The sequence below is a fragment of the Paraburkholderia sp. GV068 genome, from assembly GCF_003058125.1.
Lineage (GTDB): Bacteria > Pseudomonadota > Gammaproteobacteria > Burkholderiales > Burkholderiaceae > Paraburkholderia > Paraburkholderia graminis.
On the sequence record NZ_QBUB01000003.1, the window covers coordinates 87,084 to 104,235 of the forward strand.

The window sequence follows — 17,152 nt, forward strand, 5'->3', positions numbered from 1 at the left end:
GCAAACAGGATCAATTGTCGCGGTCAGCGGGTGCGTGCCGATGTGTTGACAGTCGGCCGGGCGCCCTGTTGCCCGCGATTCCGGCACCACCATGAACAATAGCAATTCGAAATCCAGTTCCCGGCGCGCTCAGGCCGAGCCGTTATCCTTGAGCCGGGCTAGCATGGCCGTTCTGCTGGCATTCACCGCCGCACGCGCGCATGCCGATGGCCTGTCAATCGGAAAGACCCCTCCGTCGATGGCGTCCCTGCTTCCCGCGGAAGCCGGGCGCACGCCGCAATCGCTGCCCGACCCCACGATGACTCCCGCGCCGGACTCCGCGGATGCCGCAGCGAGCGCCGTGAACGTCGCGCAAGCCGGGGCATCGTCGGACATGCAGGCGGGCCGTCACCCCGCTTCGCCCGATAGCCAGGCCGTCAACACCGCGCATGCGGCGATGGCCTCGCGGCTCGCGCCCAGCGAGATCACCGCTTCCACTTCCACTTCCGCCGCCGCGCCCCAGACCGTCGAGTTCAACTCGCAGTTCCTGACCGGCAGCGGCGCGGCGAACGTCGATATTTCGCGGTTCGACCAGGGCAACGTCGCCTTGCCGGGACACTACCGGGCGGCGCTCTATGTGAACGGCGTCTGGATTGGCGTAGCGGATGTTAACCTGCGTGAACTGAACGGCCAGAAGCGCAACGTCCAGCCGACGTTCGACCGCGACCTGCTTACGCGCGCGGGCGTGGACCTGACGCGTCTCACCGACGCTGCACGCGCGAAGCTCGACAGCGCAGCGAATCAAGGCGCCGCGGCGCTGCTGCCGGACCTCATCCCGCAAGCGACGGCGAGTTTCGACGCGGGCGAGCAGCGCCTCGACGTGACCATTCCGCAGGCCATGATGAGCCGCAACGCACGCGGCTGGGTCGACCCCAAGTTCTGGGACGACGGCGTGCCGGCCGCGACGCTTCAGTACAACGCCAACCTGTATCACACGAACGGCAGCGGCCTGTCGACCACGCAGGGCTACCTCGGCATCAACGCGGGCGTGAACGTCGGCGCGTGGCGCTTCCGCTATAACGGCAACGTCACGAGCGGCAACATGTCGGGCACGCATCTGCAAAGCATGCAGACGTACCTGCAACGCTCGTTCGAACCCATCAAGAGCCAGTTGACGATCGGCGATTCGTACACCGACGGTACGATCTTCGACAGCTTCGGTGTGCGCGGCGTCCAGCTCACCACCGACGACCGCATGTATCCCGAGTCGCAGCGCGGCTATGCGCCGACTGTGCGCGGCATCGCGAACAGCAATGCGAAGGTCGAGGTCAAGCAGAACGGCAACATCATCTACACGACCACGGTCGCGCCGGGGCCGTTCGAGATCAACGATCTTTATCCCACTGGCTATGGCGGCGACCTCCAGGTCGTCGTGACGGAAGCCGATGGCAGCCAGCATGCGTCGGCAGTTCCGTATGCGGCGCCGGTGAACGCGCTGCGCGAGGGTCGCTGGCGCTATAGCACGGCGCTCGGACAGTACCGCAACACGAGTCTGCGGAACCATCCGGTTGTGTTCGAGGCCGGTGTGCAGCATGGCCTGAACAATTTCGTCACGTTGTATGGCGGGACGATCGTCGCGGAGAATTACGTCTCCGGCGCGATTGGTGCGGCACTGGATACGCCGATCGGCGCGTTCGCGGCCGACCTGACCCAGGCCAACTCGAACTTCAGGAACATTCCGGGCCGCAACGGACAAAGTTTGCGGATTTCGTATTCGCGCGTCATCGCGCCTACGGACACGAGCGTCACGCTCGCCGCTTATCGCTACTCGACCAACGGCTTCCTGAGCGTGCAGGACGCGATGAATCTGCGCGACCTGGCGCTGCGCGGCATCCCCAATACGAACGGCGGCATCCAGAAAGGACGGCTTCAGCTCACGCTGAACCAGAACCTGAAGTCCTGGGGCTCCATCTACGCTTCCGGCTTCACGCAGAACTACTGGAACAAGCCGAATCGCGATACGTCGTTCCAGGTTGGCTACAACACGAACGTCGGGCGGGTGGGCGTGGGCGTGTCGGCGTCGCGGGAACTCGACATCAACACCACGCGCTGGAACAACCGCGTGATGCTGAACCTCAACATTCCGCTCGACATCGGTTCGAAAGTAGCCAACACGACGACGAGCTTCGCCCACGACTCGCGCGACAACAGCAATCAGATTCAGGAAGCGTTCACGGGCGCAGCCGGCGTCGACAACGAGTTCAATTATGGCGTCTCGACGGGCTACGACTCGGCGAGCGGCAACGGCGGCAGCATCAACGCGAATGCGGGCTATCTGAGCCGGTACACGCAGGTGCGCGGCAACGCCGGCTATTCAGGCGGCTACACCCAGGCCGGCGCAGGACTCTCCGGCACGATCGTCGCCTATCCGGGCGGCGTGGTGCTCTCGCCGCAGACGGGCGACACACTCGCGGTCATCGAAGCGAAGGACGCCGTGGGCGCGCGGGTCGCCACCGCGCCAGGTGTGCGCGTCGATGACAACGGACTCGCTGTCGTGGCCGGCATGCAGCCGTACTCGCTGAACACGGTCGAGATCGACACCAAGGGCCTGCCGATGGGCGTCGATCTGAAGAGCACCGAACAGCACTTCGCGCCGACAGCGGGTGCCGTCGTGCGCGTGAAGTTCGACACCGAGAATCGCGGCCAGGCGACGTTGCTGCGCCTCAGCCGCCCGAATGGCGATCCGGTGCCGTTCGGCGCCGACGTGCTTGACGACAAGGGCAGCAACGTCGGCACCGTTACGCAGGGTAGCCGCGCGATGTTCTACACGAAGGCAGTGACGGGCGAGTTGCTCGTCAAGTGGGGCCAGGGCGTTGGGCAGTCGTGCAAGATCAGCTACGGACTGCCCGTCGCGCAGAAAGACAAGCCGGCGGCAACGGTGTTCTCGGACGCGAGCTGCAATTGAACGAACGCGAACAATCGACGGCCTGGCGAAAGCCCGCTCGGAGCGATGACAGTGTCATCGCGACCGACGCGGCTTGCCATTGAGCGACCATAGACAAGGTATTGTATGAACGCTTTTAAGAGATTCCTTTCCCGATCCAGACGCTTGCATCTGACGATGTCGTGTCTGATGGGACTTCTGTGCGGCGCAGTAACGCCGCTGGCCCACGCCGATAGTTGTTCAGGAGGCGGGCAGACTATCACCCTGCCATTCCCGTCCACTCTGACCGCACCCAGGGATGCCGTGGTCGGCGCCGTCATCTCGCCGTGGGTGTCCACGCCGTGGCAAACCTTCTCGTGCAGTTCGACGAAGATCCAGGCCGCTACCTTTATTACGGCGTCGTTGCTGATGTCGTCGAACACCGGTTATTCGGTGTCGTACTCTGGTTACACATTTCCGGTGTATGCCACCAACTATCCGGGCATTGGCATTGCGGTCGGTTGGCAGGACATGCAGGGAGGATCCGTTGTAACCAACGACGGGCCCATCAACCCAAGCGTAAATAACGGCTATGGCTACAACGGCAGTACATCGGTGCGAGGCCTGATATACGCCGCCTTCGTCAAGACCGGCCCGATCAGCGGGGGAACGCTCGCCGGGCAATCGGTCGGGCAACTGACACCGGGTACGTGGTCCTACGTGACGACGCCTCCGACTAATGTGTCGGTTATGTACTCTCAGTCTGACACGGCCGTATTCCCGACGCTTAACGTGGTGAACGCCTCGTGCACCACCCCGGACGTCTCCATACCGCTCGGCACGTTTCCCACGACAGGCTTCACTGCGATCGGCCGAACGACCACTACCGCCAACTTCAGCATCAGTCTGAACAACTGCCCCGCCGGCATGAATTCGATCAAATACCGGATCGATCCGACGACGACCGTGCTGAACAGTTCGCAGTCGGTGGTGGCGCTCGACAGCACTTCGTCGGCCACAGGCGTCGGCGTGCAACTGCTCAACAGCGCCGGCTCGGCCGCGTTCCCGCTCAGCAGTCTGCAGACGTTCAGCGGCTATAGCTCGAGCACGGGCGGCAGCTATACGATTCCGCTGGCCGCACGTTACTACCAGACGAGCGCCACGGTCACGCCTGGTCCGGCCAATACGTCAATGACCGTGACCATGCAATATCAGTGATTCCGCAGGCAGACAGGCGCGGCAACGCCGACGCAACGAACCGGACCTATGCAACGGTCCGGCTCATTGCACGTTTTGCAGCGACTCGACGCCCCGCAGGGCCGCATTTGCCAAACGACGCAGCGGCCCCTTCCATCCTCAAATTGAACAACCCGACCATGCGAAAGATTTTGATGCTCCTGGCCGCTTCCGCCGTGATCGCCGCGATGGGCGCGGGGTCCGCCGGGTCCGCCCTCGCGGCGGACGCGAACCTGAACTTCACCGGTCTGATCACGCAGCCGTCCTGCACCGTGGATAGCTCGACGGCCAATCAGACCATCAGTCTGGGCAGCGCGCCGATCATGAATTTTCCGGCGATCGGAAGCACCGGCAACCCGACCGCATTCAGTCTGAACCTGCTGAATTGCTCGCCGGGCACGGCGGTGACGATGTCGGTGGCGGGAACGATAGATACGGTTGCGAGCGTGTTGCAGAACACCGGTACTGCCACGCAGGTGGGCGTGCAGATTCTGAAGGCGGCCACTGTGGGCGCGACGACGGGCACGCCCGTCACGCTCAACAGTACGAGTTCGCTCGGCACGGTCGACAACACCAATACGATGACCGTTCCGTTCGTCGCGCAGTTCTACCGGCTCGGTACTTTGACGGCCGGCTCGGTGACGACAACCGCAACGGTCAACTTCACGTACAACTGATCGGCTGGGGTCAGTCGATCAGGTCGATCAGATGGATCAGCAGACGCCGCATCGACCGGCGCCGCTCTGCCTTGTGAATATCGGCCGGATGGCGCGCGAGCCGCGCGCCAGTTCCTGCGAGCCCGTCAGGTCTGCGGGATCTCGATCTTGACCTCGAGCACCTCGAGGTCGTCCTGACGCTCGAGGCTCACGCGGATGTCGTCATCCGAGATCCTCACGTACTTCGAAATCACGGCCACCAGTTCGCGTTGCAACGCAGGCAGATAATCGGCGGGAGCATGACCGCCGGCGCGCTCGTGCGCGATGATCAACTGCAGGCGTTCCTTCGCTACCGACGCGGATTTCTTCTTCTCGCCCAGCAAAAACGAAAGAATCGACATAACGTGCGCTCCCCTTACTTGGTGCCGAAGAGGCGCTGCAGCAGCCCGGGCTTCTGGTAATCGGTAAAGCGAAGCGATTTCTGCTCGCCGAGAAAACGCGATACGACGTCTTTGTAGGCTTCCGCCACGTCGGTGCCGTCGAGGTGCACGGCCGGCAGGCCCTGGTTCGACGCGTGCAGCACCGCTTCCGATTCCGGAATCACGCCGATCAGGTCAATACGCAAGATTTCCTGGATGTCCGTCAACGACAGCATCTCGCCTTCGCTCACACGCTTCGGGTTGTAGCGCGTGATGAGGAGATGCTCCTTGATCGGCTCCTTGCCTTCAATTGCACGCTTGGTTTTCGACGACAGAATGCCGAGGATGCGGTCCGAGTCACGCACCGACGACACTTCCGGGTTCGTCACGATCAGCGCTTCGTCGGCGAAATGCATGGCGAGCAGCGCGCCCGATTCGATACCGGCCGGCGAGTCGCACACGATGAATTCGAAGTCCATCGCGATCAGATCGTTGATGACCTTCTCGACGCCTTCCATGGTCAGCGCGTCTTTGTCACGCGTCTGCGAAGCCGGCAGGATGAACAGGTTCTCGCACTTCTTGTCCTTGATCAGCGCCTGGTTCAGATTCGCTTCGCCCTGAATCACGTTGATCAGGTCGTACACGACGCGGCGCTCGCAGCCCATGATGAGATCGAGATTGCGCAGGCCGACGTCGAAGTCGATCACGGCGGTCTTGCTGCCCCGCAACGCGAGGGCCGATGCAAAACTCGCGCTCGTGGTCGTCTTGCCCACGCCACCCTTGCCCGATGTCACCACAATGATTTTTGCCATTACCCTTACCTTGTGTTCGTCAAATTCGTCAAATTATGTGCGGCCATATTTCGAGCAGAACGCCGCGCGCCGCAAAGCTCCAGGACGGCGCGATTCACAGCGTGCTTTCCGCGCTCAAGTGAGCCGCAATGGTTCGATCATCAACTTTTCTTCTTCGAGCCAGATCTGCACCGGTTTGCCGAGTACATCGGCCGGCAGCGGGTTCTCGGTCGTTCGATAGATGCCCGCGATCGAGATCAGTTCCGGTTCGAGACACGTACAGAAAATGCGCGCGTCGTGGTTGCCCTGCACGCCGGCGAGCGCGCGGCCGCGCAACGGCGCATAGATATGGATATTGCCTTCCGCGATGACTTCCGCGCCGTAGCTGACCAGCCCGAGCACGACGAGATCGCCCTTTGCGTAGATGCGCTGGCCGGAACGCAGCGGCTTTTCGACCACCATCGTTTGCGAAGACGTGGCAAGACGCACCGGCTCGGCGGCGGGCGCAGGTTCGAGCGATGCGCTTGCCGTCGCGCCCGATGCTGCGTTCGTGGCTGCCGTGCTTGCTGCGCTTGCTGCGTTTACCGTGCTTGCTGCGCCGTTCGCGGCTTCGCCCGAATCCGCCGTGGACGTGCTCGCCGATTCTTCGTCAGCGGGCTTCGCGGCCGCGCCGCGGCGGTCGCGCGCTTCGAGGAGCGGCAACGCCGATTCCGTCGCCCACGACTGCTGCGTGTCAGCGACCACGCCGACCGGACGCATGCGCACGCTGTCGAGCAGTTGCGCGATCTCGGCGAGCGGCACGCGCTCGTTCTCCGCGAGACGGCGCACGTCGATCGCGACGACGTCGTTAGCGAAAAATTCGGGGGTCGCCTCGAAGCGCCGGGTCAGCTCGGCACGCATGGCATCGAGGTCGGTTGTCTTGACCACAAAGAGGAGCGTGTCGACGGAACCGCTGCGGAGTTCGAAAAAGGGCGATTTCTTGGGCGACATAGCGTTCGGCAAAAAATTTTGCGTATTTTACAGGCGTCCACGCGTGCGGCGAGATTTTTTGCCCGCGCGCGCGGCGATATGCGCGTGTTGTGCATGTTGCGCGAGCAGGAACGATCACGCCGCGCCGCGCAAGAACGGGCGAGGCAGGACATCTGTGGAGATACGGCTGCGGATGCGAGCAGGGAAGCAACAGAAACGCGCAACGGAAACGCACAACAGAACCGCGCAAGAGATCCGGAACGGGCGGCAAACTGCTGCGCCGCTCGGCGGATCACGAGTCAACTGCGGGTGACGTGGACGGCACGTGGCGAACCAGCAGGCTTTCGACCTGTTCCGGCGCGCGCGTGACGCGCCGATGTTCGCCGGTCGGTCCGAAACCGAGCGCTTCGTAAAAGCGCATGGCGGTGCGATTCGAATCGGCGACCCATGCGTAGATTTCGGCGGCGCCTTCGTTGGCGAGCCAGCCGCTAGCGGTGTCGACCAGCAACTCTCCGCCACGCAGATGACGAACCGCCGGCGCCACCCACAACTCGCAAACGAATGCGCGGCGCTCGGGGGTCTCTTCGAAATGCGCTTCGATGAGTCCCGCCGGATGACCCTCGGTATAGAGAATAAAAGTGCTGACGGTAAGAGAAACCGCGTGCTTCGCGGCGATGACGTCAAAGCTGGCGGCGTCCGCGGACAAGGCGTCCTCTAGCGTCGCGCCGAAGGCATAAGGCGCCTCTCGCAGCGACGCAGTACGGAGTTCGCGAAAAACAGCGCCCTGATCAGCGGCGATACGGCGAACGGTCAATGACGGACTCATGCAGACGAAAACCCCTTGAAGCCTTAAGGCGTAGCTTTAACCGAACCGGCGCGCGAGTCAAATCATTCTTTGCCGGGGGATCTTATCGCGTGAGCCGGTTCTGGCAAAGCGCGCATCGAGTTCTCAGCATTTGCCGCGCCCGGTGTCTCTGAGCTCGGCCCACTCGCGATGGAAGCGTTTCGGGCTAAGGCGCCTCGTAGCTGCCGGTGCCGTCCGGCCAGGGCGTGAGGAGTTCGTAGCCGTCGTCGGTGACGGCGATCATGTGTTCCCATTGCGCCGACAGCGAGCGGTCTTTCGTGACCACCGTCCAGCCATCGCGCAAGACGGTGGTGCCGGCGCGGCCTGCGTTGATCATCGGCTCGATCGTGAAGACCATGCCGGGCTTCAGACGCACGCCCTGCCCCGGCTGACCGTAATGCAGAACCTGCGGGTCCTCGTGATAGACCTTGCCGATGCCGTGGCCGCAATAGTCGCGCACGATCGAAAAGCCGTCGCGCTGCGCGACCTTCTGAATCGCATGGCCGATGTCGCCGAGCGTCGCGCCCGGCTTCACTTCGCGGATGCCCGCGAGCATCGCTTCATACGTCGTGTCGATCAGTTGACGCGCGACCGTGCTTGGCTCGCCGACGCAATACATGCGGCTCGTGTCGCCGAAGTAGCCGTCCTTGATGATCGCGACGTCGATGTTGATGATGTCGCCGTCCTTGAGCACTTCGTTGCGGCTCGGAATGCCGTGGCAGACAACCTGATTGACCGATGTGCACACCGTCTTCGGAAAACCCAGATAGCCGACGTTCGCCGGAATCGACTTTTGCGTATTGACGATGTAGTCGTTGCACAGTGCGTCCAGCTCGTCGGTGGAGACACCGGCCTTCACGTGCTCGCCGATCATGGCCAGCACGTCGGCCGCGAGGCGGCCTGAAATACGCAGCCTGGCGATGTCTTCGGGAGTCTTGTAGGTAATGGCCATGAATTCGGTCGATGGGTTCGAAGGTAGGTCGATATTCAATCGAACGGCCAATTGTACAGAGGATCGCGGAGGGGTCGGGGGAATGGGGGTGCGGGGGGGATGGCGTGCCCATCGCGCACGTTTGTGTAATTCAACTTTTCTGTTTTTTGCTGGCCACGGAAGCAAGGAGAAAGGTAGGCTGGAGCCACGCCCGAACTTCCCACTTCGCCCCTAGCGATATTCGTCGATCTCGATGGTCCCGCCCATCATTTCCATCATTGCGCGAATGTCATCCGCCACGTCCGGCATGCGGTGATCGGTCTCGTTTTTCCAGTAGCAGAAAAAGCGCATTTTTGCGCCGACGCGCTCGACCATCTCGCGAAGATCGGCTCGCGGAAGCGCCAGCTGCTCGATCAGGTAGCGCAAATGAGGTTCGAGCAAATCGCTCTGAATAACGGCTTTGCTTCGCACGCTCCATACGCCGGTCCGTCCGGGCGCGCTGCTGATACGGCCGGCCGGGGTTATGAATGGCTCGTTCTTAGTGACGGCAATATCGGGGTCGACGCCAAAATAACGGGTCCAAACGTGAGGCGTTACCTCGTCGCCGTAAATCGAAAACGACGCATGTGCCAGTTGACGGGATTTCATATCGACGTTCTCAATAGTCGTGCATGTTACCGATGACCTTGCCCTTGAACTCGATCTTGCCGTCGTCGTGCCAGATAACGTTATCGGCCCCGCCGAGCCCAAGACCGTCTTTCATATCGTGGATCATGTCGCCGAACGTATCCCGGTCATAACCGAGCATTTTGGCTGCATAGTCCGGATTAGTTGTCCTGGCCGCTAGCTCATCGACGTCACCGCTCACCGCATCGGGGGTGTAGTCAAACAGCTGCGCATCGCCAAACGGCGTAACAGTTCCGGCGACATCGCCTGCCTAGTCGGCGAGTGACGACGAGGCCACATTGGGCACACGGGCTGCCCTTGCGTTGACCCTGTCCACCATATCGTTGTACCAGTCGATATAGTCGGTCGCAGCGTCGTACGACATGCCCTGCCCGGTCATCAACGACTCGCGGAAGGTGGGCAGCTTTTGCGCTCGGGGCGCGGTACTGTAGCTCGCGCCGGCCGTGCGCGACTGCTCGGCAACCAGTACAACGCTCTCTCCGCGGATCATGGATTGCAACGTCTGTACGACCTCAAGGTCGGCGCCCTGCGTCGACAAGCGCTGATGCCAATAGAAGTTCTGTCCCAGGAACGAACGCACACGCCGTACAAGCGCAGGATCGCGAGCCCATATATCGGCGTACGCGCGTTGCGCAAACTTCTTGCCTTCCTCGACCGCTTGCTTCTGCTCGGCGGTAACGAAGATGCGCCCACTTTCGTAGGCGTCCCTCTTGTACATCATCCACCGCTGCTGCGAATCAGTTTTGAGTTCAGTGCCGTCCATTGCCCGTTCTTGTCGCCTGTGACCGCGTGACGCTAACAGATGGCTGCGGTTCTATGTTTTTGGGATGTGGCAAAAAGGCCGGGGTGATGTGGAAGCCGTCGAGTCTTCCCGCGGTGCGGCACGTACACAAACCGGAGAAGCGTTGACAACCAGCCAGAAAACAAAAAACCCGCAAGCCTTTCAGCTTGCGGGTTTTTCTAAATCTGGCGGAAAGGGTGAGATTCGAACTCACGGTACCCCTAAAGGTACACCGGATTTCGAGTCCGGCGCATTCGACCACTCTGCCACCTTTCCGGGTTTTCTAACTAGCCGCTGCCGTATGACGCTGGCGCGGTTTTGTCAGATCCAAGCGGGTCGCTGCTTGGGAGAGAAAGATTATAGAACAGTGAATCTGGATTTCCAAGTCCCTCGCCGAAAAAATTTCAGAGGGACGTACGTGAATCGTACAACACGACTCAAGCGGCCGGCACTTCCAGCCGCTCCACACCGCCGAGGTACGGGCGCAGTGCAGCCGGCACCGTCACCGAGCCGTCGGCGTTCTGGAAATTCTCCAGCACCGCCACGAGCGTGCGGCCGACCGCGAGCCCCGAGCCGTTCAACGTATGCACGAGTTCCGGCTTGCCTTGCGCGTTCCGATAACGCGCCTGCATCCGGCGAGCCTGGAACGACTCGGTGTTCGAGCAGCTCGAGATCTCGCGATAGGTGTTTTGCGCCGGCAGCCACACCTCGAGGTCGTAAGTCTTGGTGGCCGAAAAGCCCATGTCGCCGGTGCACAACGTGATCACGCGATACGGCAGCTCGAGCTTCTGCAGAATCGTCTCCGCGTGGCCGACCATCTGTTCCAGCGCGTCATAAGACGTTTCCGGCGCCACGATCTGCACCATCTCCACCTTGTCGAACTGATGCTGGCGGATCATGCCGCGCGTATCGCGCCCATACGAGCCCGCTTCCGAACGGAAGCACGGCGAATGCGCAGTCAGCTTGATCGGCAGCGCATTACCTTCGACGATGCTGTCGCGCACCGTGTTCGTCAGCGAAATTTCCGACGTCGAAATCAGATATTGCGTGACCGTGTTTTCGCCGCCGCCCTTCTCGACGCGGAACATGTCGTCCGCGAATTTGGGCAACTGCCCGGTGCCGTACAGAATCTCCGGATTCACGATGTACGGCGTGTAAATCTCCGTATAACCGTGCTGCTGCGTATGCGTGTCGATCATGAACTGCGCAAGCGCGCGATGCAGCCGCGCTATCTGCCCACGCAGCATCGTGAAGCGCGCGCCCGAGAGCTTCGCCCCGGTCTCGAAATCGAGGCCGAGCGGCGCGCCCACATCCACGTGATCCTTCACTTCGAAATCGAACTGACGCGGCGTGCCCCAGCGGCGCACTTCGACGTTCTCCGCCTCGTCGCGGCCAACGGGCACGCTCTCATGCGGAAGATTCGGCACGCCGAGCAGAAGATCCGACAGGCGCTTCTGAATGTCGTCCAGCTTTGCCGCCGACGCCTTCATCTCGTCGCCGATGCCGCCGACTTCCGCCATCACCGCCGACGTGTCCTCGCCCCGCCCTTTCATCGCGCCGATCTGCTTGGACAGGCTGTTGCGGCGCGCCTGCATTTCTTCGGTGCGGGTCTGGGTATCGCGGCGTTCCGCTTCGAGCGCGGTGAACGCCGCGACGTCGAGGCTATAGCCGCGGTCGGCGAGGCGTTTCGCGACGCCGTCGAGGTCTTTGCGCAGCAACTGGATGTCGAGCATGGGATGGGGCGGGTATTCGTTGTATGAAGGTGGGATTTTAGCGCACCGGCGCGCCGCGCCGGAGACTCTCAGCCCTTCTTCGGCTTGTTCTCGCTGCGCCATTGCGCGTCGAGTTCGGCAAGACGCGCCATCTTGTCGCCGATCTTGCCTTCCAGACCGCGCGGCGTCGGCGTGTACCAGTGCGGATCGCGCATGTTCTCGGGCAGATAGGTCTCTCCGGCCGCATAGGCATCCGGCTCGTCGTGCGCGTAGCGATACTCGTGGCCGTAGCCGAGTTCCTTCATCAGCTTGGTCGGCGCATTGCGCAGATGCACGGGCACGCCGCGCGACTTGTCCTTGCTGACGAAGCGCCGCGCCTCGTTATACGCGTTGTAGCCCGCATTCGACTTCGGCGCGACCGCCAGATAGATGATGGCCTGCGCAAGCGCAAGCTCGCCCTCGGGCGTGCCCAGGCGCTCGTAGGTTTCGGCGGCGTCGAGCGCGATGCGCGCGGCGCGCGGGTCGGCGAGACCGATGTCCTCCCACGCCATGCGCACGATGCGCCGCGCCAGATAACGCGGGTCCGCGCCGCCGTCGAGCATCCGGCAGAACCAGTAGAGCGCGCCGTCCGGACTGCTGCCGCGCACCGACTTATGCAGCGCGCTGATCTGGTCGTAAAACGCGTCGCCGCCCTTGTCGAAGCGGCGCAAATTTTCGGCGAGCGCGCTGCCGAGCAACGCGCCGTCAATCTCCGTCGTCTTCTGCTGCGCAGCGGCGCGCGCGACGATTTCCAGGTTGTTCAACAGCTTGCGGCCGTCGCCGTCGGCGGAACCGATCAGCGCGTTGCGCGCTTCGTCGGTGAACGTGAGGCCGCCGAGTTCGCGCTGCGCCCGCTCGAGCAGTTCGCGCAACTCGTCCTCGTCGAGACTCTTGAGCACATAGACCGCGGCGCGCGACAGCAACGCGCTGTTCACCTCGAACGAGGGATTCTCCGTCGTCGCGCCGACAAACACGAACAGCCCCGACTCGACATGCGGCAAGAACGCGTCTTGCTGACTCTTGTTAAAGCGATGCACCTCGTCGACGAACACCAGCGTCTGGTGCCCGTTCGCGCGATGAATCTGCGCCGTCTCGACCGCCTCGCGAATGTCCTTCACGCCCGAGAGCACCGCCGACAGCGCGATGAACTGCGCGTGAAACGCGTCCGCCATGAGCCGCGCAAGCGTGGTCTTGCCGACGCCCGGCGGGCCCCAGAGGATCATCGAATGCGCCTCGCCGGATTCGAACGCGACCCGCAGCGGCTTGTTCGGACCGAGCAGATGCTTCTGACCGATCACTTCGTCGATATTGCGAGGCCGCAGGCGTTCGGCGAGCGGGACATTGGCACGGGTTTCTTCGAACATGACGTTTTGGGGATAATCTCGGCTTTTCCGGACGCGGTTCGCGCGACGGTATCTGCGATGGTCGGAAGGCGGCGTGCTGCCGGACAAGCGCAAAGCCTGCACGAGAAACGCGCGGGCAACGTCCTGCATTATGACAGTGACGGAGCGTCGGCGAGCGCGGCGTGTCGTCTACCGAATGCGAACACGAGCGCGAACGCGCAGGCAAACCAAAGCAACAGACACACACTCACGGACAACACCCGATGGCACAAGACCCGCTCACCGGCGACGCCGGTTCCACCTACGCACCGCTCACGCCGGTGCCCGACGCGCGCCGCGCATTCCGCACCGGCGACGCCTTCGCGCTCTGGTTCTCGCTCGGCATCGGCCTGCTGGTCGCGCAAGCCGGCGCGCTGCTCGTGCCGGGCTTGTCGCTGCCGCACGCGCTCCTGGCGATTGTGATCGGCAGCGCGATCGGCGTGGTGCTCCTCGCGCTCGCGGGCGTGATCGGCACGGACACGGGGCTCGCCGCGATGTCGTCGCTGCGTCCGACGCTCGGTGTGCGCGGCGCGTCGGTGCCCGCGGTGCTGAACGCGGTGCAACTGGTCGGCTGGGGCGCGTTCGAAGTGATCGTGATGCGCGATTCCGCCGACGCCCTCGCGAAGCAGGCGTTCGGCTTCTCGATGCCGCTCGTCTGGACCGTCGTGTTCGGCTTGCTCGCGACGCTGCTTGCGATCAGCGGGCCGCTGTCGTTCGTGCGGCGCTTTTTGCGCACGTGGGGCATCTGGCTGCTGCTCGCGGGCGCGGCGTGGCTCACATGGAATCTGCTCGCTCAGCACGACTTGAGCGCGATGATGCGCCGCCCCGGCACGGGCGAAATGCCGTTCGGCGGCGCCATCGATCTGGTGGTCGCGATGCCGCTCTCATGGCTGCCGCTGATCGCCGATTACACGCGCTTTGGCCGCCGCGCCGGCGACACGTTTCGCGGCACGCTGCTCGGCTACGGCATCGCGAACATATGGTTCTATGCGCTGGGCGCGATCTACGGTCTCGCCGCGGGCGGCGGCGATGCGCTGCTCACAAGCGCACTCGCGCAAGCCGGCGGCGGCCTCGCGCTCTTGCTGATCCTGATCGACGAAGTGGACAACGCATTCGCCGACATTCATTCGGCAGCCGTGTCGACCGGTACGTTCTGGGCGCGCGGCAGCGTGCCGATGCTCTCGGCGGCGTTCGGCGCGCTCTGCACGTTGATCGCGCTGCTCGTGCCGATGGCGAAATACCAGAACTTCCTGTTGCTGATCGGCTCGGTGTTCGCGCCGCTCTTCGGCGTGGTGCTGGTCGATCACTTCATCGTGCGCAAGCGCCGGATTGAAGCCGCCGTGCTCGCCGACGTGCGCGGCCGCTACGGCTTTTCGGGCGGCTGGCATCTGAGCGCGTTCATCGCGTGGGCGATCGGCATTGCCTCCTATCAGGCGATCAATCAGTGGCTGCCGAACCTTGGCGCGACGTTGCCCTCGCTGGTGATCGGCGCGGCGTGTTATCTCGCGTTCGTGTCGACGCGCAAGACTGCTTACGCGTAAGCGCTCGCTGCACTTCTAAATGCAGAAAAGGCCCACAAATGCAGGCCTTTTCGTTGCTGACGGCGCGCCGCAAGAGCTACGTGGCGAACGGATTCACCGAGCCGCGGCAGTCCGGTATTCGACGCCCGGCAGCACGCACAGCAACTCGAACGCGAGGTTCGCGCCGAGCAGCGCCGTGGTGCCGAACGGATCATACGGCGGCGCCACCTCCACAAGATCGCAACCGACGATATTCAGGCCGTGTGCGCCGCGAATGATTTCGAGCGCCTGCGGCACCGTCAGCCCCGCGATTTCAGGCGTGCCGGTGCCGGGTGCAAAGGCCGGATCGATCCCGTCGATGTCGAACGTGATGTACACCGGACCATCGCCCATGCGTTCGCGCACGCGCGCCATCAGCGGCGCAAGCGACTGGTTCCAGCACGCTTCCGCCTGCACGACCTCGAAGCCCTGATCGCGGCACCAGTCGAAATCTTCCGCCGCGTAACCGGTGCCGCGCAGACCGATCTGCACGACACGCTCGCAATCGAGCAGGCCCTCTTCGACCGCGCGGCGAAACGGCGTGCCGTGCGCGATTTTCTCGCCCATCATCGTGTCGTTGACGTCGGCGTGAGCATCGACGTGAATCAGCCCGACCTTGCCGTGCTTGCGATGGATCGCGCGCAGGATCGGCAACGCGATCGTGTGATCGCCGCCGAGCGTGATCGGCTTGCAATCGTGCTGAAGGATCTCGTCGTAGGCGGTTTCGATCCGCGCGATCGAGTCGTGCAGGTTGTACGGATTGATCGCGACGTCGCCGAGATCGGCGACTCGCAGCGAATCGAACGGCGCGGCGCGCGTCGCCATGTTGTACGGGCGCAGCAGCACGGATTCGCTGCGGATCTGGCGCGGCCCGAAACGCGCGCCCGTGCGGTTGGACGTGCCGAGATCGAACGGCACGCCGACGAAGCAGGCGTCGAATCCCGCCGCCGAGCCGACGTTCGGCAGGCGCATCATTGTCGCGATTCCGCCGCAGCGCGGCATCGCATTGCCGGACAGCGGCTGCGGCCGCTCGCCGGCTTCGGGAGAAATGAAGGAGGAAGTATTCATCGTGGCTCGGCAATGAAAAGTCCCGGCGGGCGGGAATCGGCGAAACCGGCACGGAACAGGTGTCTGGCAAGCGGCCAGAAGCTATTCAAGCCGGGCGAACTTACATTCTTGAGCAGTTCGGGTGAACGTCCAATAGCTGCTCAAAAACCTTCGCATTGATCCCGAGCGATGTATCCTGACGCATGTTCTCCCAACTCACCGACCTCGACCTGCGGCTCATCCGCGTCTTTCTCGCGATCGTCGATGCGGGCGGCGTCTCGCCGGCGCAAGCCACGCTCAACGTCGGTCAGTCGACCATCAGCACGCAACTGGCCACGCTCGAAACGCGCCTCGGCTACCGGCTATGCGAACGCGGCCGCAGCGGCTTTCGCCTGAGCGCGCGCGGCGCGCAATTCGTCGATGCCGCTCGCGCGCTGCTCGATGCCGTCGACAGCTTCGGCATGCAGGCGCGCAACGTCGGCCGCAAGCTGGTCGGCACGCTCGACATCGGCATGATCGGGCACACGCCGGTATCGGCCAGCGCGCGCATCAGCGAGGCGATTGGCCGCTTTCGTTCGCGCGATCAGTCGGTGCGGTTTTCGATTCTCGTGCGCTCGCCTGGCGAACTCGAAGAGTTGCTGCTCAACGGGCGAATTCAGATCGGCATCGGCTATTTCTGGCATCGCGTGCCGTCGCTCGAATACACCGAAGTGTTCGCTGAAGACCAGTTCGCCTACTGCGCAAAAGAGCATCCGCTCTTTGCTCGCGCGGGTGAAGTCACGCCCGCGCAGGCCGCCGCGCATGAATGGGCGTGGCGCAGCTATCCGTTGCCGGAGGCTGAAAGTTCGACGGCCGGGCGCAACGTCACCGCCGTCGCCGACAACATGGAAGCGGTCGCGATGCTCGTGCTCTCGGGGCATCACCTCGGCTATTTACCGGGACATTTCGCGGCGCCGTTCGTCGAACAAGGGCTGCTCGCCGCGCTGAATCCGGCCGTCATGCGCTATCGCGTCGCGTTTCATATGGTCACGCGCGCACGGCAGCATCGAACGGATATTGTCGAAGCGTTTCTCGAGGACATGAAGGCCGCGCATGCAATCGAAGCCGAGAAATAGCGCGGCCCGTTTTGCATCGGCGATAAAAAAGCCGCGCATTCAGCGCGGCTTTCTTCGTCAACATTGAACGTGCAGCTTGAAC

General features: G+C 63.0%; 16 protein-coding genes and 1 tRNA gene. 5 read left to right on the plus strand and 12 right to left on the minus strand.

The genetic code is table 11. The features are described from left to right. Positions 1–238 precede the first annotated feature (238 nt). From C8K18_RS08040 to C8K18_RS08050, 3 genes are all read left to right on the plus strand, one after another. On the plus strand, positions 239–2,944 hold the full coding sequence (locus C8K18_RS08040) for a fimbria/pilus outer membrane usher protein (protein ID WP_258196083.1): 2,706 nt from the start codon (positions 239–241) through the stop codon (positions 2,942–2,944). Between the two features lie 144 nt (positions 2,945–3,088). After that, positions 3,089–4,120: a fimbrial protein gene (locus C8K18_RS33495; protein ID WP_207909681.1), complete on the plus strand. Its 1,032-nt coding sequence runs from the start codon at positions 3,089–3,091 to the stop codon at positions 4,118–4,120. 158 nt (positions 4,121–4,278) lie between these two features. After that, a complete protein-coding gene (locus tag C8K18_RS08050) occupies positions 4,279–4,815 on the plus strand; it encodes a fimbrial protein (protein ID WP_216649247.1) in 537 nt (178 codons plus the stop codon). 125 nt (positions 4,816–4,940) lie between these two features. On the opposite strand, the gene minE is transcribed toward C8K18_RS08050, so the two are convergent. From minE to C8K18_RS08105, 11 genes are all read right to left on the minus strand, one after another. Beyond that, positions 4,941–5,195 carry a cell division topological specificity factor MinE gene (gene minE / locus C8K18_RS08055; RefSeq protein ID WP_006048489.1) on the minus strand — a complete coding sequence of 85 codons (255 nt, stop codon included), beginning with the start codon at positions 5,193–5,195 and terminating at the stop codon, positions 4,941–4,943. A gap of 14 nt (positions 5,196–5,209) precedes the next feature. After that, on the minus strand, positions 5,210–6,025 hold the full coding sequence (gene minD / locus C8K18_RS08060; protein ID WP_006048490.1) for a septum site-determining protein MinD: 816 nt from the start codon (positions 6,023–6,025) through the stop codon (positions 5,210–5,212). A gap of 114 nt (positions 6,026–6,139) precedes the next feature. Continuing rightward, positions 6,140–6,994 (minus strand): septum site-determining protein MinC, encoded by an 855-nt coding sequence (minC, locus tag C8K18_RS08065; protein WP_006048491.1) that lies wholly within the window; start codon positions 6,992–6,994, stop codon positions 6,140–6,142. A 271-nt stretch (positions 6,995–7,265) separates the two neighbouring features. After that, positions 7,266–7,799, minus strand: coding sequence for a GNAT family N-acetyltransferase (locus tag C8K18_RS08070; protein WP_006048492.1), 534 nt, complete (start codon positions 7,797–7,799; stop codon positions 7,266–7,268). A gap of 184 nt (positions 7,800–7,983) precedes the next feature. Further along, complete coding sequence (map, locus tag C8K18_RS08075) at positions 7,984–8,769, minus strand: type I methionyl aminopeptidase (protein WP_029971892.1); 786 nt, start codon at positions 8,767–8,769, stop codon at positions 7,984–7,986. A gap of 210 nt (positions 8,770–8,979) precedes the next feature. Further along, positions 8,980–9,396 carry a DUF4279 domain-containing protein gene (locus C8K18_RS08080; protein WP_107707190.1) on the minus strand — a complete coding sequence of 139 codons (417 nt, stop codon included), beginning with the start codon at positions 9,394–9,396 and terminating at the stop codon, positions 8,980–8,982. A gap of 10 nt (positions 9,397–9,406) precedes the next feature. Continuing rightward, positions 9,407–9,556, minus strand: a complete 150-nt coding sequence (locus C8K18_RS08085) for a hypothetical protein (RefSeq protein WP_258196084.1) — start codon at positions 9,554–9,556, stop codon at positions 9,407–9,409. A gap of 129 nt (positions 9,557–9,685) precedes the next feature. Further along, complete coding sequence (locus C8K18_RS08090) at positions 9,686–10,198, minus strand: hypothetical protein (RefSeq protein ID WP_107707192.1); 513 nt, start codon at positions 10,196–10,198, stop codon at positions 9,686–9,688. Positions 10,199–10,402: 204 nt separating this feature from the next. Then, positions 10,403–10,492: transfer RNA gene (locus C8K18_RS08095), tRNA-Ser, on the minus strand. A 161-nt stretch (positions 10,493–10,653) separates the two neighbouring features. Then, positions 10,654–11,949 carry a serine--tRNA ligase gene (gene serS / locus C8K18_RS08100; protein WP_029971890.1) on the minus strand — a complete coding sequence of 432 codons (1,296 nt, stop codon included), beginning with the start codon at positions 11,947–11,949 and terminating at the stop codon, positions 10,654–10,656. A gap of 68 nt (positions 11,950–12,017) precedes the next feature. Continuing rightward, a complete protein-coding gene (locus C8K18_RS08105) occupies positions 12,018–13,331 on the minus strand; it encodes a replication-associated recombination protein A (protein ID WP_107707357.1) in 1,314 nt (437 codons plus the stop codon). 242 nt (positions 13,332–13,573) lie between these two features. Here C8K18_RS08105 and cytX point away from each other — a divergent pair, with 242 nt between their 5' ends. Next, positions 13,574–14,890 (plus strand): putative hydroxymethylpyrimidine transporter CytX, encoded by a 1,317-nt coding sequence (gene cytX, locus C8K18_RS08110; RefSeq protein WP_107707193.1) that lies wholly within the window; start codon positions 13,574–13,576, stop codon positions 14,888–14,890. A 93-nt stretch (positions 14,891–14,983) separates the two neighbouring features. Here the strand turns inward: cytX and speB are convergent, their stop codons facing one another. Further along, on the minus strand, positions 14,984–15,976 hold the full coding sequence (gene speB / locus C8K18_RS08115; RefSeq protein ID WP_029971887.1) for an agmatinase: 993 nt from the start codon (positions 15,974–15,976) through the stop codon (positions 14,984–14,986). Positions 15,977–16,158: 182 nt separating this feature from the next. Between speB and C8K18_RS08120 the strand changes: the two genes are divergently transcribed. After that, on the plus strand, positions 16,159–17,070 hold the full coding sequence (locus C8K18_RS08120; protein WP_006048498.1) for a LysR family transcriptional regulator: 912 nt from the start codon (positions 16,159–16,161) through the stop codon (positions 17,068–17,070). The last annotated feature ends 82 nt before the right edge of the window (positions 17,071–17,152 follow it).